General features: G+C 65.9%; 27 protein-coding genes. 21 read left to right on the top strand and 6 right to left on the bottom strand.

Annotated features, from left to right (window positions below; translation table 11 throughout):
• Positions 1-210 precede the first annotated feature (210 nt).
• Complete coding sequence (locus J2S73_RS04290) at positions 211-621, top strand: hypothetical protein (RefSeq protein WP_306884187.1); 411 nt, start codon at positions 211-213, stop codon at positions 619-621.
• A gap of 9 nt (positions 622-630) precedes the next feature.
• On the opposite strand, the gene J2S73_RS04285 is transcribed toward J2S73_RS04290, so the two are convergent.
• Entirely contained in the window at positions 631-1,341 is a 711-nt protein-coding gene (locus J2S73_RS04285; protein WP_306884186.1) for a GntR family transcriptional regulator, read from the bottom strand.
• Positions 1,342-1,607: 266 nt separating this feature from the next.
• On the opposite strand from J2S73_RS04285, the gene J2S73_RS04280 reads away from it, so the two are divergent.
• From J2S73_RS04280 to J2S73_RS04220, 13 genes are all read left to right on the top strand, one after another.
• On the top strand, positions 1,608-2,201 hold the full coding sequence (locus tag J2S73_RS04280; RefSeq protein ID WP_306884185.1) for a TRAP transporter small permease: 594 nt from the start codon (positions 1,608-1,610) through the stop codon (positions 2,199-2,201).
• Positions 2,201-3,475, top strand: a complete 1,275-nt coding sequence (locus J2S73_RS04275) for a TRAP transporter large permease (protein WP_306884184.1) — start codon at positions 2,201-2,203, stop codon at positions 3,473-3,475. Before J2S73_RS04280 ends, J2S73_RS04275 begins: the two co-directional genes overlap by 1 nt.
• A complete protein-coding gene (locus J2S73_RS04270) occupies positions 3,472-4,422 on the top strand; it encodes a 3-hydroxyacyl-CoA dehydrogenase family protein (RefSeq protein WP_306884183.1) in 951 nt (316 codons plus the stop codon). Before J2S73_RS04275 ends, J2S73_RS04270 begins: the two co-directional genes overlap by 4 nt.
• A gap of 11 nt (positions 4,423-4,433) precedes the next feature.
• Positions 4,434-5,414 (top strand): TRAP transporter substrate-binding protein, encoded by a 981-nt coding sequence (locus J2S73_RS04265; protein ID WP_306884182.1) that lies wholly within the window; start codon positions 4,434-4,436, stop codon positions 5,412-5,414.
• Positions 5,415-5,483: 69 nt separating this feature from the next.
• Positions 5,484-6,356 carry a VOC family protein gene (locus tag J2S73_RS04260; protein WP_306884181.1) on the top strand — a complete coding sequence of 291 codons (873 nt, stop codon included), beginning with the start codon at positions 5,484-5,486 and terminating at the stop codon, positions 6,354-6,356.
• 38 nt (positions 6,357-6,394) lie between these two features.
• Entirely contained in the window at positions 6,395-7,252 is an 858-nt protein-coding gene (locus J2S73_RS04255; protein ID WP_306884180.1) for a VOC family protein, read from the top strand.
• A gap of 91 nt (positions 7,253-7,343) precedes the next feature.
• Positions 7,344-8,027 carry a class II aldolase/adducin family protein gene (locus J2S73_RS04250; RefSeq protein WP_306884178.1) on the top strand — a complete coding sequence of 228 codons (684 nt, stop codon included), beginning with the start codon at positions 7,344-7,346 and terminating at the stop codon, positions 8,025-8,027.
• Positions 8,024-9,517 carry a 2-hydroxymuconic semialdehyde dehydrogenase gene (locus J2S73_RS04245; protein WP_306884177.1) on the top strand — a complete coding sequence of 498 codons (1,494 nt, stop codon included), beginning with the start codon at positions 8,024-8,026 and terminating at the stop codon, positions 9,515-9,517. The genes J2S73_RS04250 and J2S73_RS04245 overlap by 4 nt, the downstream gene beginning before the upstream one ends.
• A 271-nt stretch (positions 9,518-9,788) precedes the next feature.
• Entirely contained in the window at positions 9,789-10,970 is a 1,182-nt protein-coding gene (locus J2S73_RS04240; RefSeq protein ID WP_306884176.1) for an ABC transporter substrate-binding protein, read from the top strand.
• 168 nt (positions 10,971-11,138) lie between these two features.
• On the top strand, positions 11,139-12,008 hold the full coding sequence (locus J2S73_RS04235; RefSeq protein ID WP_306884175.1) for a branched-chain amino acid ABC transporter permease: 870 nt from the start codon (positions 11,139-11,141) through the stop codon (positions 12,006-12,008).
• A gap of 2 nt (positions 12,009-12,010) precedes the next feature.
• Positions 12,011-13,006: a branched-chain amino acid ABC transporter permease gene (locus tag J2S73_RS04230; protein WP_306884174.1), complete on the top strand. Its 996-nt coding sequence runs from the start codon at positions 12,011-12,013 to the stop codon at positions 13,004-13,006.
• Positions 13,003-13,770: an ABC transporter ATP-binding protein gene (locus tag J2S73_RS04225; RefSeq protein ID WP_306884173.1), complete on the top strand. Its 768-nt coding sequence runs from the start codon at positions 13,003-13,005 to the stop codon at positions 13,768-13,770. Before J2S73_RS04230 ends, J2S73_RS04225 begins: the two co-directional genes overlap by 4 nt.
• On the top strand, positions 13,767-14,477 hold the full coding sequence (locus J2S73_RS04220) for an ABC transporter ATP-binding protein (RefSeq protein ID WP_306884172.1): 711 nt from the start codon (positions 13,767-13,769) through the stop codon (positions 14,475-14,477). The genes J2S73_RS04225 and J2S73_RS04220 overlap by 4 nt, the downstream gene beginning before the upstream one ends.
• An 81-nt stretch (positions 14,478-14,558) precedes the next feature.
• On the opposite strand, the gene J2S73_RS04215 is transcribed toward J2S73_RS04220, so the two are convergent.
• Complete coding sequence (locus tag J2S73_RS04215) at positions 14,559-15,668, bottom strand: pentapeptide repeat-containing protein (RefSeq protein ID WP_306884171.1); 1,110 nt, start codon at positions 15,666-15,668, stop codon at positions 14,559-14,561.
• A 202-nt stretch (positions 15,669-15,870) separates the two neighbouring features.
• Here J2S73_RS04215 and J2S73_RS04210 point away from each other — a divergent pair, with 202 nt between their 5' ends.
• Positions 15,871-16,185, top strand: a complete 315-nt coding sequence (locus tag J2S73_RS04210) for a hypothetical protein (RefSeq protein ID WP_306884170.1) — start codon at positions 15,871-15,873, stop codon at positions 16,183-16,185.
• A gap of 119 nt (positions 16,186-16,304) precedes the next feature.
• Entirely contained in the window at positions 16,305-17,144 is an 840-nt protein-coding gene (locus J2S73_RS04205) for a DODA-type extradiol aromatic ring-opening family dioxygenase (protein WP_306884169.1), read from the top strand.
• A 147-nt stretch (positions 17,145-17,291) separates the two neighbouring features.
• Here the strand turns inward: J2S73_RS04205 and J2S73_RS04200 are convergent, their stop codons facing one another.
• The 3 genes from J2S73_RS04200 to J2S73_RS04190 form a co-directional block, all read right to left on the bottom strand.
• The gene (locus J2S73_RS04200; RefSeq protein WP_306884168.1) at positions 17,292-17,918 is read right to left on the bottom strand and encodes a cysteine hydrolase family protein; all 627 of its coding nucleotides are present in this window, start codon (positions 17,916-17,918) and stop codon (positions 17,292-17,294) included.
• Complete coding sequence (locus J2S73_RS04195; protein ID WP_306884167.1) at positions 17,915-18,907, bottom strand: amidohydrolase family protein; 993 nt, start codon at positions 18,905-18,907, stop codon at positions 17,915-17,917. Before J2S73_RS04195 ends, J2S73_RS04200 begins: the two co-directional genes overlap by 4 nt.
• A 164-nt stretch (positions 18,908-19,071) precedes the next feature.
• Positions 19,072-19,830 (bottom strand): FCD domain-containing protein, encoded by a 759-nt coding sequence (locus J2S73_RS04190; protein WP_306884166.1) that lies wholly within the window; start codon positions 19,828-19,830, stop codon positions 19,072-19,074.
• 301 nt (positions 19,831-20,131) lie between these two features.
• Between J2S73_RS04190 and J2S73_RS04185 the strand changes: the two genes are divergently transcribed.
• Both J2S73_RS04185 and J2S73_RS04180 read left to right on the top strand, forming a co-directional pair.
• Positions 20,132-20,998: a creatininase family protein gene (locus J2S73_RS04185; RefSeq protein ID WP_306884165.1), complete on the top strand. Its 867-nt coding sequence runs from the start codon at positions 20,132-20,134 to the stop codon at positions 20,996-20,998.
• A 45-nt stretch (positions 20,999-21,043) separates the two neighbouring features.
• Entirely contained in the window at positions 21,044-21,502 is a 459-nt protein-coding gene (locus J2S73_RS04180) for a VOC family protein (RefSeq protein WP_306884164.1), read from the top strand.
• A gap of 36 nt (positions 21,503-21,538) precedes the next feature.
• On the opposite strand, the gene J2S73_RS04175 is transcribed toward J2S73_RS04180, so the two are convergent.
• Complete coding sequence (locus tag J2S73_RS04175) at positions 21,539-22,483, bottom strand: acetamidase/formamidase family protein (RefSeq protein ID WP_306884163.1); 945 nt, start codon at positions 22,481-22,483, stop codon at positions 21,539-21,541.
• A gap of 245 nt (positions 22,484-22,728) precedes the next feature.
• Between J2S73_RS04175 and J2S73_RS04170 the strand changes: the two genes are divergently transcribed.
• From J2S73_RS04170 to J2S73_RS04160, 3 genes are all read left to right on the top strand, one after another.
• On the top strand, positions 22,729-23,973 hold the full coding sequence (locus J2S73_RS04170; protein WP_306884162.1) for an aromatic ring-hydroxylating oxygenase subunit alpha: 1,245 nt from the start codon (positions 22,729-22,731) through the stop codon (positions 23,971-23,973).
• Between the two features lie 7 nt (positions 23,974-23,980).
• Positions 23,981-25,102, top strand: coding sequence for an FAD-binding oxidoreductase (locus J2S73_RS04165; protein WP_306884161.1), 1,122 nt, complete (start codon positions 23,981-23,983; stop codon positions 25,100-25,102).
• Between the two features lie 72 nt (positions 25,103-25,174).
• Positions 25,175-25,585, top strand: coding sequence for a hypothetical protein (locus tag J2S73_RS04160; protein WP_306884160.1), 411 nt, complete (start codon positions 25,175-25,177; stop codon positions 25,583-25,585).
• Positions 25,586-25,596 lie beyond the last annotated feature (11 nt).

Below are 25,596 nucleotides of genomic sequence, written 5' to 3'. Positions count from 1 at the left end.
GGCTTACCGGACGCTGTCCTGCCGATCCTCTCATTCTGCCTTTTGGCGGCATCCTAGAGCATCTCCCGGCCGGATTGAATCGCACCGGAAAACATTACCCGACCCGGGCCCCGCACCCCAGGTCCGGGCCGGTGACTCGACACTGTCATCAAATCGGCCCAGGGTCGGCCCCCTTCACCCACTCCGAAAAGCCGAACCTGGAGCGACGGCATGTCCGATGAAGAAGTGAGCGTCGAGGCGTTCGAAATCAGCGAGATCCTCGGCGGCGGGCACACCGCGGACGGGCGCTTTGTGGCCCTGGTCAAGCTTCAGGACGACAGTCAGCAGGGCCTGATGATGGCGCCGAGCCGCGTCGATGCGCTGGCGACGCTTCTGCAGGCGGCCCTGCTCGAAGCCCAGGGGCAGCGGCTTTCCTTCACCGTTCCCGTCTCGCTGGAAGGCAAGCTCGAGGCGAGCGACGTCAGCGTCGAGGCCACGCCGGCCGGTACGTTCCGGGTCGGACTGAAGGACAAGGACGAAAACACCGTCGAGATCGCCATGAGCCTCAAGAAGGCGGCGGAATGGCGCGACGCACTTGCGGAGAAAATCGCGCTCGTGGAGCGCGCCCAGCGCGGCGAATGACCGCCGGCCCTACGGCTTGATGACCGGGTCTTGCTGAGCCAGCGCCGCCAGAACGGCATCCGTCGTGCGCTGCACGTGGACGCCGATGACGGCCACGGCCTTGTCGACGTCCCGGTCCACGGCCGCCTCGAAGAGCGCGCGATGCTCCTCGTTGATGTCGCGGGTGCGGACCGTCTTCACCCGTGACAGGCGCCGGTACCGTTCGTGCTGGTCGAACATCAGCTGCCGCATCCAGTGCAGGCGGCGGGAATCGCACGCCGCCACCAGCGCCTTGTGGAACTGCTGATTGCGCATCTCCCATTCCGGCAGGTCGCTGATCCCCTGATTGAGCCGGCGCTCGATCTGCTCCAGCCGGTGATAGGCTGTGATGACCGCGGTCTCCCAGGCATCGTCGCCGGCCGGGATCGACTGCTGCAGCGCCTGGGCTTCCAGCACCTTGCGCAGATCCCCGATTTCCCGGGCATCCTTCGCCGACATCAGCGCGACCCGGCAGCCGCGCTGGCCTTCCAGCTCGACAAGCTGATCGCTCGACAGCCGGGCGAGCGCCTCGCGCAGCGGGCCCGCGCCGATGTCGTAGCGCTCCTGCAGCATCTGGATCTTCAGCTTCAGGCCCGGCTCCAGCACGCCACCCACGATATCCTCGCGAATGAGCCGGTAAGCGCGCTCGGCGAAGGTCTTCTCCGGCCCATCATAGCGGGCATGGTGGATCACGTCGGTCATCTGTCCCCAGGATCGTGGTTCCGGAATCGACCCGCCGGGCGCTGGCGAATGCCACCGTATACGCGCCCCGAGTCGGCTCCATAGCTGACCCGCCTAGAATGCGGCCTCAAATCTAGAAAATCGACTGGAATTTCGTAATCTCGATATTCGGATTGACGAAGGTATAATTTTGATATTTTACGGAAAGGCTTCGCACAAAGACGAAGATGACCCGGTGAACAGGGAGGGTCCGGCGTGTGCGCCGACGTGAACCGGACAAAGTTGGCATGGCGAGCCTGGTGAGCAGCGCGGAACCGACATCCGTCGACGTGCCGCAGCGCCCGGGCGGCCTCACCCGGCTGAGCGACGCCGTTGCGACCTTCGATTCGTGGCTGGCGGGCCTTCTGGTCGCGGCCATATTCGCGCTCCTGATCGTCAACGCCGCGACGCGGGCGCTCGGCACCCCGGTGATCTGGATCGACGAGTTGGCGATCTACGCCATGATCTGGGCGGCCTTTCTCGGCAGCTCCGCGGGACTGGCCCGCCGCGAGCACATAGCCGTCACGCTGTTGCCCGAAGCGGTCACTCCCAGGATCCGTGCTGCGCTTGCGGTGGGCGTCGATCTGCTCCTTCTCATGTTCACGATCAGCCTGGGCCTGATCGTCTGGCGATGGTTCGACCCGATCACGGTGCTCGGCGCCGAGACGCTGCGCGACTTCTCCCGGGCGACCTTCAATTTCATCTACACCGAGCCGACGACGACGATCGGCATGCGCAAGGTCTGGTTCTGGCTGATCATGCCGTACGCCTGCCTGACCCTGAACCTGCATGCCCTGCGCAATCTCGCCGGCAGCGTCCGCCGACTGCAGGAGCACCGCTGATGCTGGTCGCAGGCTCGTTCGTCACCCTGATCGCGATCGGCTTCCCCATCGCCTTCGCGCTCGCCGCCACCGCGCTGATCTACATCTTCGCCAGCGACAACACGGTGCTGCTCCAGTCCTATGCCCAGCAGATGTTCGGCGGGCTGGAGAACTACGGCCTGCTGGCACTGCCGCTCTTCATCCTGCTCGGCGAAATGATGAACTCCGGCGGCATCGGCCGGCGGCTCATGGCCCTGTCGCTGGCGCTGCTCGGCCGCATCAAGGGCGGCCTCGCCTACGTCAATCTGGTGGCCAACATGTTCATGGCCTCCATCCTCGGCTCCGCCGTCGCCCAGATCACGATCATGTCGAAGATGGCGGTGCCGGAAATGGAGCGCGCCGGCTATCCCCGCGACGTCTCGGTGGCGATCACGGCGGCGGGCAGCGTGCTCGCGCCGATCATCCCGCCCTCGATGATGTTCATCATCTTTGGCGTGATCGCCCAGATTCCGATCGGCGATCTGTTCATCGCCGGCGTTGTGCCCGGCCTGATCCTGTTCGTCGCCTTCATCGGCGTCATCGCCTTCCTCGGCCAGAAGCACGGCTTCCCGACCACCGACGCCATGACGATGAAGGAGCGCGGACGGGCGCTGATCGATGCCCTCCCGGCGCTGTCGATCCCGGTCATCATCATCGGCACCATCCTCGGCGGCATCGCGACGCCGACCGAAGCCGCCGCCATCGCAACCCTCGCCGCCATGCTGATCGGCCTGTTCGTCTATCGCGACATGAGCTTCCGCGATCTGGCGCCGGCCTTCGTGAGGGCAGCGCGCAACGCGGCCATCGTGCTCTTCCTGATCGCCGCCGCCCAGGTCTTCTCCTGGGTCATCACCTTCGAGAACGTGCCGGCCACGGTGGCGGCCTGGCTGCAGTCGCTGACCTCCTCGCCGCTGGTGTTCCTGCTGCTCCTCAACATCCTGCTTCTGCTCCTGGGCACGATCACCGATCCGATCCCCGCCATCATCCTGGTGGTGCCGGTTCTTCTGCCGGTCGCCATGGATACCTATGGCATCGACCCGTTCCAGTTCGGCGTCATCGTCTGCCTCAACCTCACCCTCGGCCTGCTGACACCGCCGGTCGGCACCGGCCTGTTCACGGCCGCTCTGATGGGCAACGTGCGGGCGGAGCGGATCGCCTGGCTGATCGTGCCGTTCTTCCTCGCCTCGGCCGTGGTCATCGTTCTCCTGTCGCTGTTCCCGCCGCTCACCATCGGCCTGAAGGGCCTTCTGGAATGAGCCCGCCCGAACCCATTGCGGTCCTCGGCGGCGGAACCATCGGCTGCGGCTGGGCGGCGGTGTTTTCGGCCGCCGGTCATCCGACGACCGTCATCGACCCCGACCCGGCGGCCGCCGGGCGCCTGTCGGAGACCTGGCGCAGCGCGCTGCCCGTCCTGAAGCGGCTGAAGCGGTCCGTAGCCGAACCCCTTCCACCTCGTCACGTCACCTCGCCGAGCGTGCTTCCCGCGCCACCCGCCTTCGTCGTTGAAGCCCTGCCGGAACGGATCGAGCTCAAGCGCTCGGCCCTTGCGGAGCTCGAAGCCGCCATTCCCGCCGAGACGATCATCGTGACGAGTTCGTCCGGGCTTTCGGTCAGCGAGTTGCAGGAGGGCATGGCCCATCCGGAGCGGCTGGTGCTGGGGCACCCGTGCAACCCGCCCTATCTGATGCCGACCGTGGAGATCGGCGGCGGCGACCGCACCGATCCGGCGGCGATCGATCAGGCCGCGGCCCTGTTCGAGGGTCTCGGCAAGGTGGTGTTGCGGGTCCGACGCGAGGTTCCGGGCCATCTCGTCAATCGTCTGCAGGCAGCGCTGTGGCGGGAGGCCGTCCACATGGCCCGCGAGGGCGTCGCCTCCGTGGCCGACATCGAGCGCGCGGTCACCGACGGCCTCGGCGCCCGCTGGTCCGTGATCGGTCCGACCACGATCTTCCATCTGGCCGGCGGATCGGCCGGTCTGCCCAAGTTTCTCGACGACCTGGGAGGCGAGGTCGAGCGCTGGTGGGACAGCCTCGGTGATCCCCGGCTCGACGAGCACACCCGCAAGATCCTGATCGATGGCATGCGCGACGCCGCGGCCGGGCGGTCGCCGGCAGAGATCGCCCGGCACCGCGACACCGCCATGCTGGCCGTCCTCGACTGCCTCGACGACCTTTCGACCCAACAAGCAGAACCGCAAAACTGAGGAGGAAACGCATGAAGGGACTTCGCACTCTGGGCGCGCTCGCGGCCGCCGCCGCGCTCGCGGTCTCCGCCGGCGCCGCGTCGGCCAAGGACTACCGGCTCGGCCTGATCACGCCGCCGCCCCACCAGTGGACCAAGACGGCCCAGGCCATGGCGGACCAGCTGAAGAAGGAGACCGACGGCGCGGTCAACATCCTGATCTTCCCGAGCGGCCAGCTCGGCAACGAGGCGCAGATGTTGCAGCAGCTTCAGACCGGCGCCCTCGACTTCGCCTTCCTGACGCTCGGCGAGTTCTCCAACCGCGATCCGAACTACGGCATCTTCCTGGCGCCCTACATCGTCGACGACGTGGCCGGCGCCCGGAAGCTTCTCCAGGGGGAGACGGCCAACAAGCTGCTCGATCAGGTCGACCAGTTCGGGCTCGTCGGACTCGGCTACGGCATGGCCGGCATGCGCCAGATCGTCATGGCCAACGAGGTGGACTCCGTCGACGACATCTCCGGCAAGAAGATCCGCACCATCCCCTTCGCTCCGGAGCTCGACTTCTGGAAGAAGGTGGGCGCTGCCCCGACCCCGATGCCGCTGCCGGCCCTCTACGACGCCTTCGCCAACGGCCAGGTCGACGGCATGCAGATCGACTTCGAGGGCACCTGGAACTCCAAATACTACGAGCACGCCGACACCATCATCGAATCGAACCACATGATGTTCCCGATGATCGCGGTCGCGTCCGGACGCAGCTGGCAGCAGATCCCCGAGGGCGATCGTGAGAAGGTCGAGGCCGCGTTCGACAGCTTCCTCGACGAACTGATCGGCTCCTACGCCTCCATCGATGCCGACTATCTCGCGCAGCTGAAGACCACGGATGTTCCGGTCATCACCGTCGGCCGGCCGTTCTTCGGCGACGCCATCGACGAGTGGTACGTCACCTGGCGCGAAGAGGCCCCGATGCTCACCGATCTCGAGGCGGAAGCCGAGAAGATCAGGAACTGAACCGGGCAAGCGGCGGACGGCCTTCTCGGCCGTCCGCCGACCCCACATGACGGGAAGTGGAGCAAACTGATGCCAGCGGCCGTACCGTTCCGAGATCTGCGCTACGTTCGGATCGCGACCGACGATCTCGCGGAACCGTCCGGATTCGCGGCCGAAACGCTCGGCCTTCAGCCGTCCGGTGCCACCGATGGCCGTGCATTCTTCCGCTCCGACGCACGGGCCTATTCGGTGTGCTTCTCCACCGCCGACGAGACCGACGCTGTCGCGCTCACCGTGGCCACCGACGACGACCTCGCCTCCATGAGCGAGCGGCTGACTTCGTTCGGCATCGCGGTGAAGGCGCTCGACGACGCCGACTGCGCCGCGCGCAGCATCAAGAAGGGCATTGCCTGCCGCGCGCCCAACGGGATCGCGGTCGAGTTCGTCTGGCGGCCCCTCGCCTCCGGCTGGCGCTATCACGGCCCGCGCGATGCCGGCATCGTGGAGTTTTCCTCCGTCGCGCTTGCCACCACAGACGTCGCGGCCGACGAGGATTTCTGGACCCGTATCGTGGGGCTTTCCGTCTCCGACTGGGCCGGCGACGCCGTCTTTCTGAGGCTCGACGACGCCCACCACCGGATTGCTCTCTATCCCTCGCAGCAGAACGGATTACTCGGGATCGACTTCGCCGTGGAAGGCATCAACAACGTCATGCAGAATTTCTATTTCTTCCAGGGACAGCAGTTGCCGGTCGTGCACGGTCCGGGCCGGCAGCCGACGTCGGGCAAGGCCTTCGTGACCACCCGCGGGCCCCGCGACCTTCTTTACACGTTCAGCACCGGAATGGACCGCGGTCCGGATCTCGACGGCCGTGTTCCGCGGCAGTTTCCGGCCGAGGCGGGATCCCATTGCGCCTGGGGGTCCCCGACCACCCAGCCCGAGTTTCTCGGGAACACGCTCTAGGGCGCCCCGCCCGGCTCAACAGGGAGGTTTGTCCCGCAATGATCGACTTGAAAGACGTGGTTTACTGCCGTCTCGGCACCCGGGATCTCGACGGGGCCGAATGGTTTGCCGTCAACATTCTCGGCCTCGAAGTGGCGGAGCGTCAGCGCGGCGCGGTGCACTTCAAATCGGACGACCGCTACCACACCCTCTGCTATTTCGAAGGCGACCCCGACGACCAGGTGACCGCATTCGAAGTCGCCGGCGCGTCCGAGCTTCAGGCGGCCGCCGCGACGCTGGAAGACCTCGGCCACCGGGTCCACGCCGGGACGCCCGAGGAATGCACCTCCCGTCACGTGCGCGATTTCATCCGCTTTTCCGACCCCACCGGCAACGCCATCGAGCTGGTCGTCCGTCCGGAGCATTCCGGCCGCCGCTATCATGGCACCCGCGACGCCGGCATCACCGGGTTCAGCCATGTCGGGCTCTATACGACCGACCCGGCCCGGGACGAGAAATTCTGGACCACCGTCTGCAACGCGCGCGTCTCCGACCGGATCGGAGAGGCCCCCTTGATGCGCCTGGGCGCGATCCACCATTCGATCGCGCTTTTCCCGTCCAACCGATCCGGCATCCAGCACATCAATCACCAGGTGGCCGCCACCGACGACATCCAGCGCTCCCTCAACATGCTGCGGGAGCAGCAGGTGAACATCACCTTCGGACCCGGCCGGCACCCGACCTCGTCCGCCCAGTTCCTCTACTTCTCCGGACCGGACGGGCTCACCTACGAATATTCGACCGGCGTCTGCGAGATCCACGACGAGCCGCTGTGGCGAGACAGACAGTTCCCGTTCGAACCGACCGGTTTCTGCCAGTGGGGCTCCAAGCCGAACATTCCGGCCTTCCAGGACTAGGACGGCCCGGCCGCACGCACCCGACCCAATCCTGACACCAGCCGCCGGGCACGCCCCCGGCGGCACCTGCCTGCGAGGCTAGGAGATCGACATGAGCAGCGAACCGGACCTTGCGCGGACCGTCCGCATTGCCGCGCGTGCCCTCGGCAAGCACGGACTGGTGCATGCCTACGGCCACTGTTCCGCCAGGCTGGACGCGGACACCTTTCTCGTCTGCCCGGCACGGCCGATGGGACTGGTCGAGCCGGGCGAATCCTGCACCCCGGTTCCCGTCGACGGCCCACTGCCGGACGGGGTCCTCGGCGAGGTCCGCATCCACCAGCACATCTACCGCACCCGGCCCGAAGCCGGCGGCGTGGTGCGCTACATGGGCCCCAACGCCATGGCGCTGGCCGCACTCGCCCGCTCGCCGAAGCCCCGCCACGGCTTCGGCACCTATTTCGCGCCCGAAGTGCCGGTGTGGGACGACATTCAGCTGATCCGCGACGACGAAAAGGCTAAGGGCGTCGTGGCGACGATGGGTGCCAACGCCGGTGTGCTCATGCGCGGCAACGGTGCCGTCACCGCCGGCGAAAGCCTGATCGAGGCCGTGGTGCTTGCCTGGTACCTGGAAGACGTCTGCCGCGTCGAACTTGAAGCCCTCAAGGCCGGGCTTGCCGATATCGCCCCCACCATCGCGCCCGATGCCGCCGCCGCCCGCGCGACGAAAGCCGGCATGATCTTCGAGCGCATGTGGGACCACCTGACAGCCGGAGACCCGGAGTTGCCGAAATGAACGAATCCGCCCGCCCCGCCACCAAGACCGTTGATCTCACCCGGGTACCGAACTTCATCGGCGGTGCCTTCGTCGAAGGCGGCGGCACGACATTCGAAAACCGCTTTCCCGCGACCGACGAGGTGGTGTCGGTGGTCACCGAAGCCTCCTCCGACGATGTCGATCGCGCCGTCTCGGCTGCCAGGAAGGCCCTCAAGGGCCCCTGGGGCCGCATGAGCATTCCCGAGCGGGTCGCCCTTCTGCGCAAGCTCGCGGACGGGATCAACGCGCGCTTCGACGAGTTCCTGAAAGCGGAGATCCGCGACACCGGCAAGCCGGTCTCGCTGGCCAGCCATATCGACATCCCGCGCGGGGCGGCGAACTTCAACGTGTTCGCCGACCAGATCCTGACGGTCTCGACCGAGACCTTCGAGATGCCCACCCCCGACGGCGCCGGCGCGCTGAACTATGCGCTGCGCCTGCCGCGCGGCGTCATCGGCGTGATCTGCCCATGGAACCTGCCGCTTCTCCTGATGACCTGGAAGGTCGCGCCGGCGCTGGCCTGCGGCAACACGGTTGTCGTGAAGCCCTCCGAAGAGACTCCGTCCACCGCCACGCTCCTCGGCGAGGTCATGAACGAGGTCGGCATTCCCGAAGGCGTCTACAACGTGGTGCACGGTTTCGGACCGGGCAGCACCGGCGAGTTCCTCACTCGACATCCCGACGTGGACGCCATCACCTTCACCGGCGAAACGGTGACCGGCGAAGCGATCATGGGAGCGGCCGCGAAGGGCGTGCGGCCGGTGTCCCTGGAGCTCGGCGGCAAGAACCCGGCGATCGTCTTCGACACCGCCGACCTGGACAAGACCATCGAGGGGCTAGGACGCTCCTGCTTTGCCAACACAGGCCAGGTCTGCCTCGGCACCGAGCGGGTGTATGTCCAGCGCGGCATCTTCGACCGGGTCGCCGAGGCGCTAGCCGAGAAGGCCAGAGCCTATGCCTTCGGCGATCCTTTCTCCAAGGCGACCTCCATGGGCCCGACCATCTCCCGGGTGCATCAGAAAAAGGTGCTGTCCTACTACGAGAAGGCCCGGGCCGAAGGCGCCACGGTGCTCGCCGGCGGCGGGGCGCCCGAGGTGGACGGCTTCGAGAAGGGCTACTGGGTGCAGCCGACCGTTTGGACCGGATTGCCGGAATCCTCCGCGGTGATCACCGACGAGATCTTCGGACCGTGCGCCCATCTCACCCCGTTCGACAGCGAGGAGGAGGGCGTCGCGCTCGCCAACGACAGCCCCTACGGCCTCGCCACCTCGATCTGGACCCAGGACCTGTCCCAGGCGCACCGCGTGGCGAAGCAGATCGAGGTCGGCATCACCTGGGTGAACTGCTGGTTCCTGCGCGACCTGCGCACCCCCTTCGGCGGCTCCAAGAGCTCCGGTGTCGGCCGGGAGGGCGGAGTCCACTCGCTGGAGTTCTACACCGAACTCAGGAACGTCTGCGTCAAGCTGTAGGGACCGGACGGGCCGCCTTGCCGTCAGGGAATCCGGGCACAACGCTGGCCGGGCCGGCAGGGCGACCGCTGTCGGAACCAATCGAGGGAGGAGCCGCGCGCTCCTCCCTTTTTTGTATCTGTATGACTGCTTGCAGTCTTCCGTTTCTCACCTCTCGCGGCAACCAAACCGGCGCGGCATCAAAAAATATATTTCTTTGACAAATTCGTTTTTTTGATCTTTGCTTTCGATCGCACCTAAGCAGGCGAAATGCCGCAATCCGGAGGACATCATGAAGCTATCCGCAGTCGCGGCCGCGCTCGGCGCCGTCTTGATCGCCGGCGCCGCCCAGGCCGAAACGATCAAGGTCGGTTTCATCTCGACATTTTCGGGCCCCGCCGCTTTTTCCGGCGACTACGCCAAGAAGGGCGTGGAACTGTTTCTGAAGCAGAACCCGGACGCTTTCGGCGAGCATGAGGTCGAGATCATCGAGCGCGACTCCACCGGCCCCAATCCGGAAGTCGCCAAGCGCCTCGCCCAGGAACTGATCGTTCAGGACGACGTCGACGTCATCATGGGCATCCAGTTCTCCAACAACGCCTTCGCAATCCTGGACGTGGCCAACGAGGCGGAAGTCCCGGTCATCATCTTCAACGCCGCGACGTCCTCCATCACCGAAGCCTCGCCCTATGTCGTGCGCGTCAGCCGCACCATGTGGCAGGCCTCCTATCCGCTCGGCTCCTATGCTCACGACGAACTCGGGCTGACCAAGGTCGCGACGTTCTACGCCGACTACGCGCCGGGCAAGGACGCCAGCCAGGCGTTCACCGAGGGCTTTGAGAAGGCCGGCGGTGAAATCGTCGACCAGATTCCGCTGCCGTTCCCGCAGACGCCCGACTTCACCCCGTTCCTGCAGCGCATCAAGGCGTCCGGCGCCGACGGCGTCTTCGCCTTCATGCCCTCCGGCCCCTACTCCACGGCCTTCGTGAAGACCTATCTCAATCTCGGTCTGAAGGATTCCGTGAAGCTCGTCGGTCCCGGCGACATCTCTCCGCCGGCCGAACTCGACAACATGGGCGAAGGCATCAAGGACGCCATCATCACCTTCCACTACTCCTCCGCGGTTCCGAGCGAAGCCAACGAGGCGTTCACGAAGGCCTGGAACGAGGCCTATCCGGACACCCCGGTCGATGCCTTCGGCGTCCAGGCCTATGACGGCATGGCGGCGCTTGCCGAAGCGATCCGCAAGACCGGTGGCGACTTCACGGCCGAAGAGTTCGTCGACTCCCTCAAGGGCTGGGAGTACGAGAGCGCCCGCGGCCCCATCCGGATCGACCCGGAAACCCGCGACGTCGTCGGCAACCAGTATGTGCTCACCATCGTCGAGAACGAGGACGGCAAGCTGGTCGAAAAGCTGATCGACACCATCCCGGACGTGAAGGACCCCTGGAAAGAACTCCACTCCTCCAAGTAGGCTGGTTCGGGCGGGTCGAGACGGCCCGCCCTCCTGTACCCGGAAGGGCCACCGTCTTCGGCCGGCCCTTCCGGGATCGTTTTGCTTCACAAACCGACGACGCCGTCCTGCAAGAACTTGGCGTCACGGTCCGTTCATGCCTTCGGCGAGGGTCGGTCGGAACCTGACATGACGAACCTTTTCTTCTCGATCGCCTTCGACGGCATCGCCTACGGGATGCTCCTGTTCACGATCACCATCGGCCTATCGATCACGATGGGGGTGATGAACTTCGTCAATCTCGCCCACGGCGCCTTCGCCATGGGGGGCGGCTACCTCCTCGTTACGCTGTCCAACGATCTCGGCATTCCGTTCCCCCTCAGCCTCGCGCTGATCGCGCTGACCTTTCTGGTCATCGGCGCGTTTCTCGAGATCGTCCTGTTCCGGCGCTTCTACGGCGCGAGCCCCCTGCTGCAGGTCCTCCTGACGATCGGTATCGTGTTCATCTCGATCTCCGCCGCCACCTACGCCTTCGGCCCGCTCAGTGCGGCGATCGACACGCCGGCCTATCTCCAGGGCCGCTTCACGCTCGGCGACATGAGCTTTCCCATCTACCGCACGATGGTGATCGGGTTCGGCCTAGGGCTGGCGCTTGTCCTGTGGTTCGTGCTCGACCGCACCCTCATCGGCGCGAAGGTCCGCGCCGCCGTCTCCAACCGGGCGATGGCCGAGAACATCGGCATCAACGTGCCGGTCCTGTTTTCTGTCCTGTTCGGCGTGGGTGCGGCCCTTGCCGCCGTCGGCGGCGCGCTCTCCATCGAGATCTTCGGGCTCTCGCCCACCTACGCGCTCGACTATCTCGTTCTGGTTCTGCTGGTGGTCATCGTCGGCGGCATGGGGTCGATCCGCGGCGCCTTCGCCGCCTCGCTCCTGATCGGCGTCATCGACAACGCCGGCAAGTTCCTGCTGCCCCATTCCGGCGCGTTCCTGATCTATCTGGTCGCTTTCGCCGTCCTGTTTTGGCGCCCGTCCGGGCTGTTCTCCACGGTGGAGCATTGACGATGGCGACCGATCCGATGCGCGCAAAATTCACCGAAGTCGAGGGCCCGCTCTGGGTGCTGGTGCCAGTCTATCTGGCGGCGGTTGCCTTCTACCTTCTGATGGGCAACCAGCTCCATCTCGGCATGGCGGTGGTCAACATGATCATCCTGGCCCTGTCGATCGACTTCATTCTCGGCTTCGCGGGGATCAACTCGCTCGGCCAGGCGGCCCTGTCCGGCTCCGGCGCCTACATGGCCGGGTTCCTGCCCGTCTATTTCGGCTGGGCGGAGCCGATCACCGGCCTCGTCATCGCCGGCCTCGTCGGTGCGGGAATGGCATACCTCACCGGCATCATCGCGCTGCGCGGCGGCGAACTCACCGTGCTCGCCATGACGATCGTGATCGCGGCGATCCTCTACGAACTCGCCAATACGTTCCAGAGCGTGACGGGCGGCTTCGACGGGCTGCGCGGCATCGACATGGATCCCGTGCTCGGCGCCTTCAAGTTCGACCTGTGGGGCCGCACCGGGTTCGTCTACTCCGTCTGCGTGCTGTTCGTCGTCCACCTCCTGCTCCGGGTGATCGTGACCTCCCCGTTCGGCGTGATGATGCGCGGCTTGCGCGAAAACCCGGTGCGCATGCGCGCGCTCGGCACGCCGGTCTTTCACCGGCTCCTGGCGGTTTACGCGATCGGCGGCTTCGTCGCCGGGATCGCCGGCGGCCTGCAGACCCAGACCAGCGAGTTCGTCTCGATGGAGGTGTTCGCCTTCCACATTTCCGCGACCGCGCTGACCGTCGTCATCATCGGCGGCCTCGGCCGGCTCTACGGCGCCTTCCTCGGCGCGGTCATCTACGTCGTGTTCCAGGACGTGTTCGCCAAGCTCGCCCCGCAATACTGGTATTTCTGGCTCGGGCTCCTGTTCGTGCTGGTCGCGCTGTTCGCCCATGGCGGCCTGATCAGTCTCGTGGAAGCCGGCGCCAGGCGGATCGGCCTGACGAAGGGGCGCGCACGATGACCAGAACCGGCTCCGAAGCCGCACCCGTTCTGGAGGTGCGCGATCTCTGCCTGTCCTTCGGCGCGATCCAGGTCGCCCGCAACATCAGCTTCGATCTGTCGAGCGGCGACCGTCTGGCGCTGATCGGCCCGAACGGCGCCGGCAAGACGACCCTCATCAACATGCTGACCGGCGCGCTGAAGCCCTCCAGCGGATCGGCCCGGCTCGCCGGCCGCAATCTCCTGGCGCTCAAACCCCACGAGCGGGTCCGGGCCGGGCTCGGCCGGACCTACCAGATCACGTCTCTGTTCCGCGCGATGACCGTCTTCGAGAACCTCTTCATCGCGGTCTCCGAGAGGCTGGGCACCGCGCGGAATTTCTGGCGGCCGGCCTGGTCGCGCGGCGAGGTCTGCGCGGAGGTCGAGCGGATCCTGGAGACCGTGTCCCTCTCGGACGTGGGCGGCGAGCGGGTGTCGGACCTGCCCTATGGCCGGCAGCGCCTGGTGGAACTCGGGCTCGCGCTCGCGCTTCGGCCCAAGGTGCTGCTTCTGGACGAACCGGCCGCCGGCATCCCCCACCGCGAGGCGGAAGTCGTCCAGCAGGCGGTTGACCAGTTGCCGCCCGACATCGCCGTCATTCTGGTCGAGCACGACATGGACCTTGTGTTCCGGTTCGCCCGCGAGATCCTGGTGCTCGTGGAAGGCGCGGTGCTGCGCCAGGGGACGCCGGACGAAATCGCCGCCGACCCCGAGGTCAAGCGCATCTATCTGGGGAGTGCGGCATGACCGCGGCTTCGCTGACCCTGACCGGCGTGACCGCCGGCTACGGGGAACTCGTCATCCTCGACGAGGTGTCTCTGGACGTGGGCGCCGGCGAAACGGTCGGCATCATCGGCCGCAACGGCATGGGCAAGACCACGCTTCTGGCGACCATCGCCGGCCGCACCCGTATCCACGGCGGCGAAGTCGCGATGTCGGGCACGCCGATCACCCGCGACAGCCGCGTGAGCCGGAGCAAGCGCGGCATCGGGCTGGTGCCCCAGGAGCGGGAGGTTTTCCCGACGCTGACCGTGGAGGAGAACCTCAAGGTCGCGGCCCGGACCGAAGGCTTCACGCTCGACAGGGCCTACGCCCTCTTTCCCCGGCTGAAGGAACGCCGCTCCAATCTCGGCGCGCGGCTGTCCGGCGGCGAGCAGCAGATGCTGTCGATCGCCCGGGCGCTGATGTGCAACCCGACCCTGCTTCTGATGGACGAACCCTCGGAAGGCCTGGCCCCGGTCATCGTCGACGAACTCTACGCCGCTCTCGAGAGGATCGCGGCAGAGGAAGGCGTCACCCTGCTGCTGGTGGAACAGAACGTCCACCGCGCGCTCTCCTTCGCCGGCCGGGCCATCGGCCTGCGCAACGGCACCATCGTTTATGACGGTCCCTCGAAGGCCCTGGTCGACGACGAAGCGACCCTCGACCGGATCATGGGCGTACGGGCGGAGTGAGACCCGCCGCTGGCACCGCTTGCGCGGGTTTTTATAAGTTTGCACGCGGCACGTCGCATTGGCCTGCACACGATGCTGCCCTTAGTGAATTAAACCTGAGGCACGCAATTCTTTATCAGTAGACCATGGTAGCCGAGTATTTTTGTCAACTTTAGCCCCGAAACCGTGCTCACGAAAGATCTGTGCTTTCTTAAGCCCTTTTGCGTGAAGAAGGTTAGCGCCTTCCAAGTTCGAACTATCAAAGTCGGCGCCAGCGAAGTTTGTCGTTCCGCCATCGAGCCGCCAAAGATTAGCTGCAAAAAACGATGCTCTACGAGCGTCCGCTTTCTGAATGCACGCATCGTAGAGGTCCGCTCCAAAGAAAGACGCGTCCCGGAGATCAGCGCCATCAAGATAAATGCGGTGCGCAAGGCAACCAAAAAAGGAGGCATTGCGAAGGTCCGCAGATTCAAAGCTGGCGTCGTTCAATGTAGCTCCGTCGAAGCCCGCGCTCCTTAAGTCTGATTTGTCAAATCGCGCATAGCTCAGAAAAGCCCCCGCGAAAGATACTTGGCCAATTTTAAAACCCTTCAAACTAATAGATGGCAGAAACGTTTCAGACAAATCGATCCATACTCTAGGATCATCAAAGAAGCGCCGCCTTTTTGCGATTGCACATACAGCTTCCTTGGCATCGATAGCCGCCTCCGACCTGGGACGATTATGCAATTCTTGCGCGAATTTATGCTTATCCGGTTCGCGCTCGTGCCGTGTATCTGCCTGCGGTCGACCGAAACGACGACGACTAACCGAGACTACTCGTCCCGATATTTGCTGCACAGGAAAACGGCTGCGAACGTAACTAGCTAGTGCCTGCATAGCTCGTGGATGAAGCCGGCGAGATTTTCTCGAAATACTGAGAATTTCTTCAATTGCATAGAGGCGAACGTGCACATTGTCGCTGTTCAGGTCGTCTAGCGCCGTACGTAGTTCCGCCTTTAGCGCCGAATGAGAATAGAAGTTTCGGTAAACGCTCCCCCCAATCAAGAGGAGTCCGCAGCTCACGAATAAAACTCGAAAGGCGTCAACACCGATCAACTCTTTTACGATTTTAATTATTCCTGCCCCACCTGGATCAGAGGGCAACAGGCCGTAAGAGATGAACATTAAGCCGACAATTCCAGCGACCCATTCGAGGGTCAGCCACAACATCAGCCTTCCGAACCATCGAATTAGAAGCATTTGTGGAACCTTGCGACTGCACATCCACCTTCGTCGGGATACACAATGAAGGCAAGCAAACTAGATCGGTTCGAAGCGCTCGGCAGCAAACCGAAGAGCGGTAAAAAATCGTTTTTTTCTTTGACAATCGAATTTCAGTTGCCATGATCCGATCAGGCGAGGAGGTTCCGACATGGCCAACGAGTTCGACCCAGACCTTCCCTCCAACCGGATGGTGTTCGAGGTTCGCCGCGACAATTCGGTCTGGCCGCATTTTCCCGAGCGGCTCGAGGAGCTTATGGAAGCCTACGGACTGAGCGAGCCGGAGAAGGAGGCGTTCCGCGACGTCGACGTGCGCCGGCTCGGGGAAATGGGCGTGCATCCCTATTTCCTGCCGCAGATCACCCGGCTGTTTCATGGCGCGGCGCGCAACACCAGCACGAGCGCGGCTGCCGAGGCGTATCGCAAGTCGTTCGGCGACCAGATCGTCGAACACCGGAAGAAATAGGCTGGCGGCCGGGTCCGGGCGATGTCCGGGCCGCAGCGGACGCCGCTTCAAACGACGCGGACGCCGATCAGGGACGGGACGAGCGCTTCCGGCCCGGTCCGCAGCGAGGAGAACGCAGCATGGCCGAATTCGTCTCGATCATGGGCATGGCCCACGCACCGGGCGTCACCGGCTGGATCGAATCGTGCCCGCAGGAGGAGCAGGACGCGATTCAGGCCGGCTACGAGGAACTCGGACGCATCATGAAGGCGGCCAGGCCGGACGTAATCATCGGCGTCGCCAACGACCATCTCCTGAACCTGCCCCTGAAAAAGCCGCCCCACTGGCGCGTGGACGCCGCCGAGGACTGGCACGGCCCGGCCGAGTTCTTCAAGGCGTGGCTGAAGCAGCCGGGCTATCACGTTCGCGGCCGGCCGGACGTTGCCGACACCATCCACCGGATCGCGAGCGCCGACGGGCACAACATCGACAAGGGCCACGGCCTTCTGTTCGACGACAACTGGTCGGTGCCGCTGTGGTATCTGGGCTACGACGTTCCGATCGTCCCGATCCACATGAACTGCATCAACCCGCCGGTCCCCACGCCGGAAGAGTGTGTGGCCTTCGGCCGGACCCTGCGCCGCATCGTCCGCGAGGAACTGCCCGCAGACCTGCGGGTCGGCCTGATCGCGACCGGCGGGCTTTCCCACGAACCCGGCGGGCCGCGCTACTTCACCATGGACGACGAGTTCGACCGCTGGTTCCTGGACCTGATCGCGGAAAGCGACGCGGAACGGATCTGTCGGGAAGCCACCGTGGAGCGCATGAACGCCGCCGGTGGCGGCGGCACGACCGAGCTTTTGGCATGGATGGTCGTCATGGCGGCGGCCGGCGGCGAAAAGGGCCGCCCGACCTTCTACGTGCCGAGCGCGGAAATGCGCTGCGGCATCGGCGCCACCGTCTGGGAACGCTTCGCCTGAGGCGAGGCGACAGACGGCGGCCGCTACCTCCCATCTGTATTCGCGCATGACAGACCGTCACGCCGAAAAAGCCCGCGCTGACTGGTGCGGGCTTTTTTCCGTATTTGTTCAGAGAGCGTCGCGGGAGCCGCGGAGGGGATCTCCCCCCTAACCCTGCCAGTGGCTTGCGATCTCCTCGCGCGGCAGCACATCGCCGAACAGGAAGCCGATATTGGCGAGCGTCGCCTCGTGCAGCGGCGGCGCGTGGGAGGCCACGCAGTCGGAGGCCAGGACCCCATAGAAGCCACGGCAGACCGCGTCCCGGAAGCTCGTCTCGACGCACACATTGGTCTGGACGCCGGCGAAGACCAGCGTCTCGATCCCTTCCGCCCGCAGATGCTCGGAAAGTCCCGTGCCCTCGAAGGCGGAGTAGCAGTGCTTGTCGAAGACCGCCTCTCCCTCCCGGGGCTCGACGCCGTAGAAGCCGTAGCCCCAACTCCCCGGCGCGCAGCAGACGACCGACGAGCGCTCGCGCTGCTTGGCCAGCATGCCCGGCGGGATCTTGTCGGGCTCGTAGTCGGCGCGCACCCAGATGACGGGAACGGCGGCGGCGCGTGCGTCCGCGAGAAGAGCGCCGATCGGCTCGGCGACTGCGCGGCAGGGCTCGGCGCTTCGGCCCACGACGGTCTCCACATAGCCGCCCTCGGCGCAGAAATCGTTCTGCATGTCGATGACGACGACCGCCGAGCGCGACCGGTCGAGCCGGCCGCTGATGCTGTCCAGATAGCCCGTCATGCGCGGCCTCCCGTTCCCATCGCCGGCGCTGCCGCACCCGCCTCAGCGCGCTGCAGGCCCGGCATCAGCGCCAGCGCGTTGTCCCGTTCGATCGCGGAGATCTCCGCCGGGTCGAGGCCCAGGGTCTGCAACCCCGCGGCGGTTCCGGCCATCGTGTCTTCCCCGGCGAAGGGAAAGTCGCTGGCATAGAGCACATGGTCGATGCCCACGAGTTCCGTCAGCGCTGAGAAGGTGAACCGGTTCGCCGACAGCGCGACGTCGTAGTAGTGGCGCTTCAGCTCGGCGATCACCCCGTCCGGCACCTTCGCCTTGAAGTCCGGCCGCCGCTCGAGCCGGGCCATCCGCGCCGCCAGGAACGGCACGGTGCCGCCGGCATGGGAAAAGATGAAGCGGATGTCGCGGCACCTCGCGAAGGTGCCGGAAAAGAGCAGGCTGGCCACGGCGCGCGTCGTATCGAAGGGAAACTCCAGGGTCGCGGCCGGCAGGCCGAGAAGGTTGGCATCGACCGACTCGGTCGGATGGACGTGCACCACCGCCTTGCGGCGGTTCAGCTCGTCGAGCACCGGCGCAAAGGCGGGATCGCCCAGATAGGTGGCGCCGTAGCTGCTCAGGAGGCAAACCCCGTCGGCGCCGAGAGTGTCGAAGGCATAGGCGATTTCATCGAGGCTCGCGTCGATATCGGGCAGCGGAAGCGTCGCGAAATTGCCGAAGCGGCCCGGATAGTCGCGCTGCATGTCGGCGACATAGTCGTTGCAGGTGCGCGCCATGGCGATAACGGCGGCCGTGTCGGCCAACGCCAGGCCGGGCGCGGACAGCGACATCACCGCGGTGGCGATCCCGTTCCGGTCCATCGCCTCGACCGACACGCCGGGCGACCAGACGGGACACTTGCCGGACACGATCATCCTGGCGATCGGCTCCGCCCCGACCGCCTCGACATAGGCCGGCGGGAGGAGATGATGCTGCACGTCGATGCGGTGGGGACCCATCGGCTCTCATCTGTCGGGTTGACCGGCTGGACCGATCGCCCCGCCGGTGACATCGGAAAATGGCGGCCTGTCAGCCGTTTGACCAATTTAGACCGACAAATCGATATTTGCAAAATTTACGATCATCCGACGCCCCCGAAATCGGCAGCGTCGGCGGAAACGGATCAGCCGGCTTTTTCGGCGGAGGTGAACAGCGTCTTGGCGAGCCCGACGGCGGAATTCTTGATATGGACCTTCAGGAGTTCCGAGGCGAGGCCGGCATTGCGGTCCATGGCGGCATCGAAGATCGCCCTGTGCTCCCGCAGGAGCGTCTCCTTCGGCACCGCCTGGCGTGCGACGGCCTGGCGCCGATAGCGTTCCGACTGCTCCGCCAGCACCAGAACGAACCGCAGGAGCCAGGGCGAGCCGCAGTTCTCGATCAGCGCCAGATGGAATGCCCGGTTTTCCCGCTCCCATTCGCCGCTGAGGCGCACCGGCGCGACATCGAGCGAGTCCTCCACGCGCGAGAGGCGGTGGAACGCCGCGACCACGCTGCTTTCCCAGTCGATCGTCGCCCGCTCGATCGACCGCTCCAGCGCCTCGGGCTCCAGAAACAGCCGCATGCTGGTGATGTCGTTGAACTCGTCCTCGGAAATGGCGGCGACCCAGTAGCCCTTCTGTCCCTTCGCCATCACCAGACGGTCTGCCGCAAGGCGCGACAGCGCTTCGCGAAGCGGGCTCGATCCAAACCCGTACTGGGTGCGCAGATGGTCGAGCAGGAGCTTCCGGCCCGGCTCGAAATTCCCGGAGAGAATGTCCTCCCGGATCATCGCGTAGGCAGCCTCGGATTGGGTGGCGAAAGCGTCCTGGCCGGCACCTGCTTCCGGACGCGTCTTCAGTTTGCGGACCTCTGTCAGATCTGCCTCCCCTGTCCGCGGTCGCACACGCGCCGAGACCTACATTCGTGCCAACCGGTCCCACCCGGTTCCGCATCCAATGATGCCGATCGTTTCCGGTGAACGATAACCGGAGATTCGGCAACGCACCAAACGCTCGAAATTCCGACCCGTTCCGGGATTCCCGCCTCGCCCGGTACCTCGGCGAACCGGTCGAGCGTGCGCCGTCACACGGTCGCCGTCAATGAATATCGATTTTTCGCTGAACAGCGATATCATACTGCAGCACCTGCGCCGCCCGTCCCGACGGCGGCCACCCCCGTCGTACCCGGACATCCCGGAGGATTCCATGACCGCCTCTTCAATCGCCGCGCGGACCGATCCGGCCCTGGGCGCCCCGATCCTCGCCGACACCATCGCCGAAATGACCTATGGCGACGTGTCCGCCGCCGCGGCTCGCGGGGCCGTCATCCTGTGGGCCTTCGGGGTGGTGGAACAGCACGGCCCGCACCTGCCGACGGGAACCGACATCTACATCCCGTCCGCCCGGCTGCGGCTCGCCAGGCGCTTCCTGGCCGAGGCGGGGATCGAGGCGCTCATCCTGCCGCCCTACTACTGGGGCGTGAATCACGTTTCGGCGAGCTTTCCGGCCTCCATCAAGGTCCGGCCGGAGGTGATGGCGGCGCTGATGGGCGACGTGATCGACAGCCTCGGCGGCGACGGGTTCTCGAAGGTGTTTCTCGTCTCCGGGCACGGCGACGCACTGCACAACCGGACCCTGTTCGAGGCCGCCGAAGCCGCCTCGAAACCGGACGGTGTCCAGGCCGCCTTCGTCGCCGATCCGGCGCTGTTTGCGCGCATCGGCGTGGATCCCGCGAGCCCTCACGCGCTGGCGACCACGGCCGAACCCGAGCCGACCCACGACGGCACCGTCTACGCCGACGTCCATGCGGGCGACTGGGAGACGTCGCTGATGCTGGCCCTTGAACCGGACCTTGTACGAAAAGATGATCTCGGCGGCCTGCCTCCGACCGACCTCTCGGCCGACGATCTCGCCGAATGGCGTAAGGGCCACGACCACGCCCGTCGCGTCACGCCGGACGGCTATCTCGGCGATCCGGCGTCGGCGACTGCGGAAAAGGGCGCGGCCTCGATCGTCCGCGACGCCCGCTCGATCGCCGAGGCGATCGCCGCGCGCATGGCCGGGAAGCGGTAGGCGGCCCGGACCGGCCGGACAACGCCCGCTCGGGAGACGCTGCAGATGACGCTCCTCCATGTTTCCATCAGCGCCAGCGACCCCGCCCGGGTCGCGGCGTTCCTCGCCGAGGTTCTTGCGGGCGAGGCCCAGCCTTTCCCACCCTTTCCCGGATGCTGGATCGCCTTCGCCGAGACGGACGACGGCACTGCGGTGGAGGTCTATCCGACCACCCATCGGCTGGTGGCAGGGCCGGCAACGATCGCCTGCGCCGTGGGCGAAACGGATACGTCCGCGACCTTTGCTCACGTCGCCCTGGCCTCCCCCCTTGACCGGCAGGCGGTCATCGAGCGGGCGACATCCGAGGGTTGGCTCGCCCGGATCTGCAATCGCGGCCCGTTCGAATGCGTCGAGGTCTGGATCGAGGGACGCCTCCTGGTCGAAATCCTCGACCCGGGAATGCAGGCGGATTATCGGCGCGGCATGACCACCGCCAACTGGAAGGCCATGTTCAGTCTGGAGTGACCGGCAGATCTGCATCCCTATTCCAGGCGGCTCGGCCTACTCCAGCACAACCCGGGGAAAATAGAACGCCGTCAGCCAGTTCGGCGCATCGACGACTTCCGCGAGCCTGAGGTCGCCGCAGACGGAGGCGAGCATGTAGGCCTCGACCGGGTTCATCCCGGTTCGCGCCGCGATCAGATCGACCATCTGCGACACCGCGGCGCGGGCGTTCTCCATGAGGTCGGGACCGACGCCGGTGGTGACCTCGTATCCCTTCGCGTCGAGATGGCGGGTCACCGGCCCCGGTGTCGTGAACCGCGGCATGGCGAGGTTCGCGTCCTTCTCCAGGTCGATCCGGAGTGCCACGTCCATCGGGCTTTCGATCGCCGTGCCGCAGACCTCCCCGTCGCCCTGGGCGGCATGGGTGTCGCCCACCGACAACAGCGCCCCTTCCGCCTCGACCGGCAGATAGAGGACCGTTCCGACGGCGAGGTCCCGCACATCGAGATTGCCGCCCACCCGCCTCGGCGGAATAACGGAGTGGGGTCCCGGATCGCCCGGCGCGCAGCCGATCGTCCCGGCGAAGGGCTTGAGCGGCACACGACCCACCGGCGAGAACGCCGCCGGCGCCAGCGTCTGCGCGTCATAGGACCAGATGTGCAGCGCCGGGTCGGGAAACTGGTCGGCAAGAAGCCCGAAGCCCGGAATGTTCGCCGTCCAGCCGAAGCCCGAGGGCCGAAACGCCTCGATGGTGATCCTGAGTGCGTCTCCGGGCTCGGCGCCGTCGACATGGATCGGGCCGGTGACCGGATTGACCCGGCCCGGATCCATCCGCGCGATGTCGGCGGCGGTGCTGGACCGGTCGAGCTGCCCGTCGCCGGCGTCGATGCACTCAAGCTCGACGGTCTCGCCCGGCGCGATCCTGAGCACCGGCTCGATCCCGCGATCCCAGCCGAAGTGCCGGTGGGTGCGGTGGATGGTGTGGTTCGCGCCACAGCTCATGGCCGATCCTCCTTCGCAATGCAGCACGCCGTTGCGTTCAGACTAGCCGGGGTGCGTCGTCGGGTCGAACGGCCCGTGAGGCGATCCGTTCCGCCCCCAAGGCTGTCGCGAAGCTGGCGCGTGTCGCCGCTGTCGCAGGCGGTGTCGTTTTTGCACGCGCGAAGGCCGCGCGACTCGGCTTCAGTTCGGATGTTCAGGATGCCAGTCGCTTGTTTGACGCGGCTCCCCCGATCGAGGTGATTGCCATGGACGTACAAGACGAGATGCGCCAGCGGCTGGCAGCGCGGCAGCAGGGTTTCACTCTGGAGCAGCCGTTCTATACCGACCCGGCCTATTTCGACGTCGACATGAAGATGGTCTGGTACCGGGAGTGGCTGTTTGCCGGCCATGACTGCGAAGTGCCGCGTCCCGGCGCGTTCTTCACGCTGCAGGTCGGCGACTATCCGGTGATCGTCGTCCGTGACCGTGAAGGGCAGATCCGCGCGTTCCACAACTCCTGCCGTCATCGGGGCTCCCGCGTCTGCTCGGCCGCGCGCGGCACCTCCGCGCGGCTGGTCTGCCCTTATCACCAGTGGACCTACGACCTCGACGGAAGCCTCGTGTTCGCCCGCCAGATGGGCCCCGACTTCGACGCCAGCGCCTACGGCCTGAAGTCGGTCGCCTGCGAAAGCGTCGGCGGCTACGTGTTCATTTCCCTGGCCGACACCCCTGCCGATTTCGGGCCGACCCGCGACATGATCGAGCCCTATCTCGCCCCCCACAACCTCGCCGACACGAAGGTCGCCCACGAGACCACCATCATCGAGAAGGGCAACTGGAAGCTCGTCTGGGAAAACAACCGCGAGTGCTATCACTGCGCCGGGAACCATCCCGAGCTCTGTAAGACCTATCCCGAAGCCCCCGGCGTGACCGGCGTTTCGGGCGGCGCGGACGATCCGGAGATCGCCGCCCACTGGGCCCATTGCGAAGCGCTGGGCCTGCCCAGCGCCTTCCGCATGGCAGATGACGGTCACAGCCGGATCACCCGGATGCCGCTGCTGCGCGATGCGGTCAGCTACACCATGAGCGGCCGCCCGGCGGTCTCCAAGCCGCTCACCGACGCGATCGCCGCCGACCATATCGGCGCGATGCTGCTGTTCCACTATCCCACCAACTGGAACCACATTCTCGGCGACCACGCGATCACCTTCCGCGTGCTGCCGATCGGCCCCCAGGAGACGGCGGTCACCACCAAGTGGCTGGTCAACCGCGAGGCGGTGGAGGGCGTCGACTACGATCTCGACGAGCTCATCCATGTCTGGACGGAGACCAACGACCAGGACCGTCAGATCGTCGAGGAGAACGCGTTCGGTATCCGTTCGCCCGCCTACGAACCGGGCCCCTATTCTTCCGATCACGAAGGCGGCGTCGACCAGTTCGTCGACTGGTACTGCCGGATCATGGCCTTGAGGCTGACGGAGGAAGACTCCCCCACCCTGCGCGTCGCCTGAGGCCGGCATGCTGAAAATCACCGACGCCCCGACGGGAAGTCCCTATCTGCATCTCGACGAGATGCAGCCCTGGAATGATCACCTGCAGACGCTGGAGTGCGTCTGGGTCACCGACGAGGCGCCGGGGGTCAAGACCTTCGCGTTCCGGTCCGACAACCAGACCTGGTTCCGCTACAAGCCCGGGCAGTTCGTGACACTTGAACTGCCGGTCGGTGAGGAACCGGTGATGCGGACCTACACGCTGTCCTCGAGCCCCTCTCGGCCTTTTTCCATCTCCATCACGGCGAAGGCTCAGGCCGACAGCATCGGCACCCGCTGGATGTTCGAGAACCTGGTGCCCGGCATGCGGGTGAAGGCCTACGGTCCCGCCGGCGGCTTCTCCCTCTACGATCACCCGGCCGGCCGCTATTTCTTCCTGTCGGCCGGCTCCGGCATCACCCCGATGATGTCGATGCTGCGCTGGCTCTACGACTGCGCGCCGATGACCGACGTCTCCTTCGTCAACTGCGCGCGCCGTCCGGACGAGATCATCTTCCGCTCCGAGCTGGAGCTGCTCGCAAGCCGGATGCCCGGCCTTTCGCTCGGCTTTCTCGTGGAGGAACGGCCGCGCACCCAGAGCTGGTTCGGACCGACCGGGCGGCTGGACCTGACCCGCCTCGCCCTCCTGGTGCCCGACTTCGCCGACCGGGAAGTCTTCTGCTGCGGTCCTGAGCCGTTCATGCGCGCGGTGCGCGTGCTGCTGGAAGCCTCCGGCTTCGACATGCAGCAGTACCATCAGGAGAGCTTCGGCACCGGACCGATCGAGCCCGTGCCGGCCGAGATCGCCGAGGCCTCCGACGGGCTCCTGCCGTCCGAGGCCCCGGAAGTGGCGACCACACCGGTCACCTTCACCCTGTCGGGGGTGGAGGCGGAAGCCTATTCCGGCCAGTCCATCCTGCAGACCGCCCGGGCATCGGGCGTGCGCATTCCGGCCGCCTGCGAACTCGGACTGTGCGGCACCTGCAAGGTGAAGGCCTCCGGCCCGATCGAGATGAACCACAACGGCGGCATCCTCGACGACGACATCGCCGATGGCTATGTGCTTGCCTGCTGCTCCACCCCGCGCGGTCCGGTCAGCGTCGAAGCCTGACGGGGCCACCTGCTGCCAATGGGCGCATCTTTCGAACCTGACGCGGCTGTTCGCTTCGGCTAAAACGCCGAAATGCGCCCGTCCGTGTCGACCCAGGTCCTGCGTGCCGTAAGGGAACCGCTCGCGGTCCTCGCGATCACGGTCGTCCTCATGCAGGCGCTGCTTGGGTCGCTCTCGGCTGCGGCGATGGCCGGCGCGCTTGCCGACCCGCTGGGCCCCCATTCGGTCCGCTGCCTTCCGTTCGTCGAAACGGACAATCGCTCCGTGCCGGCCCCGGACGATGCACCATCGGTGCCGACCTGTTGTTCGGTCGTCTGCGGCATGGTCTGCGCCTCGGGTGCTGCCATTGCAGGCACGGACACCGCCCTTCCCGCCCCCTTGATCGAGGCGGCCAGTCTGGCGCCGGATCGGTCGGCAGCCGTCGCCCGTGTTTCCGGCGACCGCCGTCTTGCCGAAGCCAGAGCGCCGCCGCGCCGGACCTGACCGGACGTCGA

Source organism: Amorphus orientalis (assembly GCF_030814015.1).
Taxonomy (GTDB): domain Bacteria; phylum Pseudomonadota; class Alphaproteobacteria; order Rhizobiales; family Amorphaceae; genus Amorphus; species Amorphus orientalis.
This window is presented reverse-complemented; position numbering and strand designations above follow the sequence as displayed.

Bases quoted from the DNA above. Each gene is read 5' to 3' on its own strand.
- J2S73_RS04290 (WP_306884187.1), top strand. From the start codon at position 211: ATGTCCGATGAAGAAGTGAGCGTCGAGGCGTTCGAAATCAGCGAGATC.
- J2S73_RS04285 (WP_306884186.1), bottom strand. From the start codon at position 1,341: ATGACCGACGTGATCCACCATGCCCGCTATGATGGGCCGGAGAAGACC.
- J2S73_RS04280 (WP_306884185.1), top strand. From the start codon at position 1,608: ATGGCGAGCCTGGTGAGCAGCGCGGAACCGACATCCGTCGACGTGCCG.
- J2S73_RS04275 (WP_306884184.1), top strand. From the start codon at position 2,201: ATGCTGGTCGCAGGCTCGTTCGTCACCCTGATCGCGATCGGCTTCCCC.
- J2S73_RS04270 (WP_306884183.1), top strand. From the start codon at position 3,472: ATGAGCCCGCCCGAACCCATTGCGGTCCTCGGCGGCGGAACCATCGGC.
- J2S73_RS04265 (WP_306884182.1), top strand. From the start codon at position 4,434: ATGAAGGGACTTCGCACTCTGGGCGCGCTCGCGGCCGCCGCCGCGCTC.
- J2S73_RS04260 (WP_306884181.1), top strand. From the start codon at position 5,484: ATGCCAGCGGCCGTACCGTTCCGAGATCTGCGCTACGTTCGGATCGCG.
- J2S73_RS04255 (WP_306884180.1), top strand. From the start codon at position 6,395: ATGATCGACTTGAAAGACGTGGTTTACTGCCGTCTCGGCACCCGGGAT.
- J2S73_RS04250 (WP_306884178.1), top strand. From the start codon at position 7,344: ATGAGCAGCGAACCGGACCTTGCGCGGACCGTCCGCATTGCCGCGCGT.
- J2S73_RS04245 (WP_306884177.1), top strand. From the start codon at position 8,024: ATGAACGAATCCGCCCGCCCCGCCACCAAGACCGTTGATCTCACCCGG.
- J2S73_RS04240 (WP_306884176.1), top strand. From the start codon at position 9,789: ATGAAGCTATCCGCAGTCGCGGCCGCGCTCGGCGCCGTCTTGATCGCC.
- J2S73_RS04235 (WP_306884175.1), top strand. From the start codon at position 11,139: ATGACGAACCTTTTCTTCTCGATCGCCTTCGACGGCATCGCCTACGGG.
- J2S73_RS04230 (WP_306884174.1), top strand. From the start codon at position 12,011: ATGGCGACCGATCCGATGCGCGCAAAATTCACCGAAGTCGAGGGCCCG.
- J2S73_RS04225 (WP_306884173.1), top strand. From the start codon at position 13,003: ATGACCAGAACCGGCTCCGAAGCCGCACCCGTTCTGGAGGTGCGCGAT.
- J2S73_RS04220 (WP_306884172.1), top strand. From the start codon at position 13,767: ATGACCGCGGCTTCGCTGACCCTGACCGGCGTGACCGCCGGCTACGGG.
- J2S73_RS04215 (WP_306884171.1), bottom strand. From the start codon at position 15,668: ATGTTGTGGCTGACCCTCGAATGGGTCGCTGGAATTGTCGGCTTAATG.
- J2S73_RS04210 (WP_306884170.1), top strand. From the start codon at position 15,871: ATGGCCAACGAGTTCGACCCAGACCTTCCCTCCAACCGGATGGTGTTC.
- J2S73_RS04205 (WP_306884169.1), top strand. From the start codon at position 16,305: ATGGCCGAATTCGTCTCGATCATGGGCATGGCCCACGCACCGGGCGTC.
- J2S73_RS04200 (WP_306884168.1), bottom strand. From the start codon at position 17,918: ATGACGGGCTATCTGGACAGCATCAGCGGCCGGCTCGACCGGTCGCGC.
- J2S73_RS04195 (WP_306884167.1), bottom strand. From the start codon at position 18,907: ATGGGTCCCCACCGCATCGACGTGCAGCATCATCTCCTCCCGCCGGCC.
- J2S73_RS04185 (WP_306884165.1), top strand. From the start codon at position 20,132: ATGACCGCCTCTTCAATCGCCGCGCGGACCGATCCGGCCCTGGGCGCC.
- J2S73_RS04180 (WP_306884164.1), top strand. From the start codon at position 21,044: ATGACGCTCCTCCATGTTTCCATCAGCGCCAGCGACCCCGCCCGGGTC.
- J2S73_RS04175 (WP_306884163.1), bottom strand. From the start codon at position 22,483: ATGAGCTGTGGCGCGAACCACACCATCCACCGCACCCACCGGCACTTC.
- J2S73_RS04170 (WP_306884162.1), top strand. From the start codon at position 22,729: ATGGACGTACAAGACGAGATGCGCCAGCGGCTGGCAGCGCGGCAGCAG.
- J2S73_RS04165 (WP_306884161.1), top strand. From the start codon at position 23,981: ATGCTGAAAATCACCGACGCCCCGACGGGAAGTCCCTATCTGCATCTC.
- J2S73_RS04160 (WP_306884160.1), top strand. From the start codon at position 25,175: ATGCGCCCGTCCGTGTCGACCCAGGTCCTGCGTGCCGTAAGGGAACCG.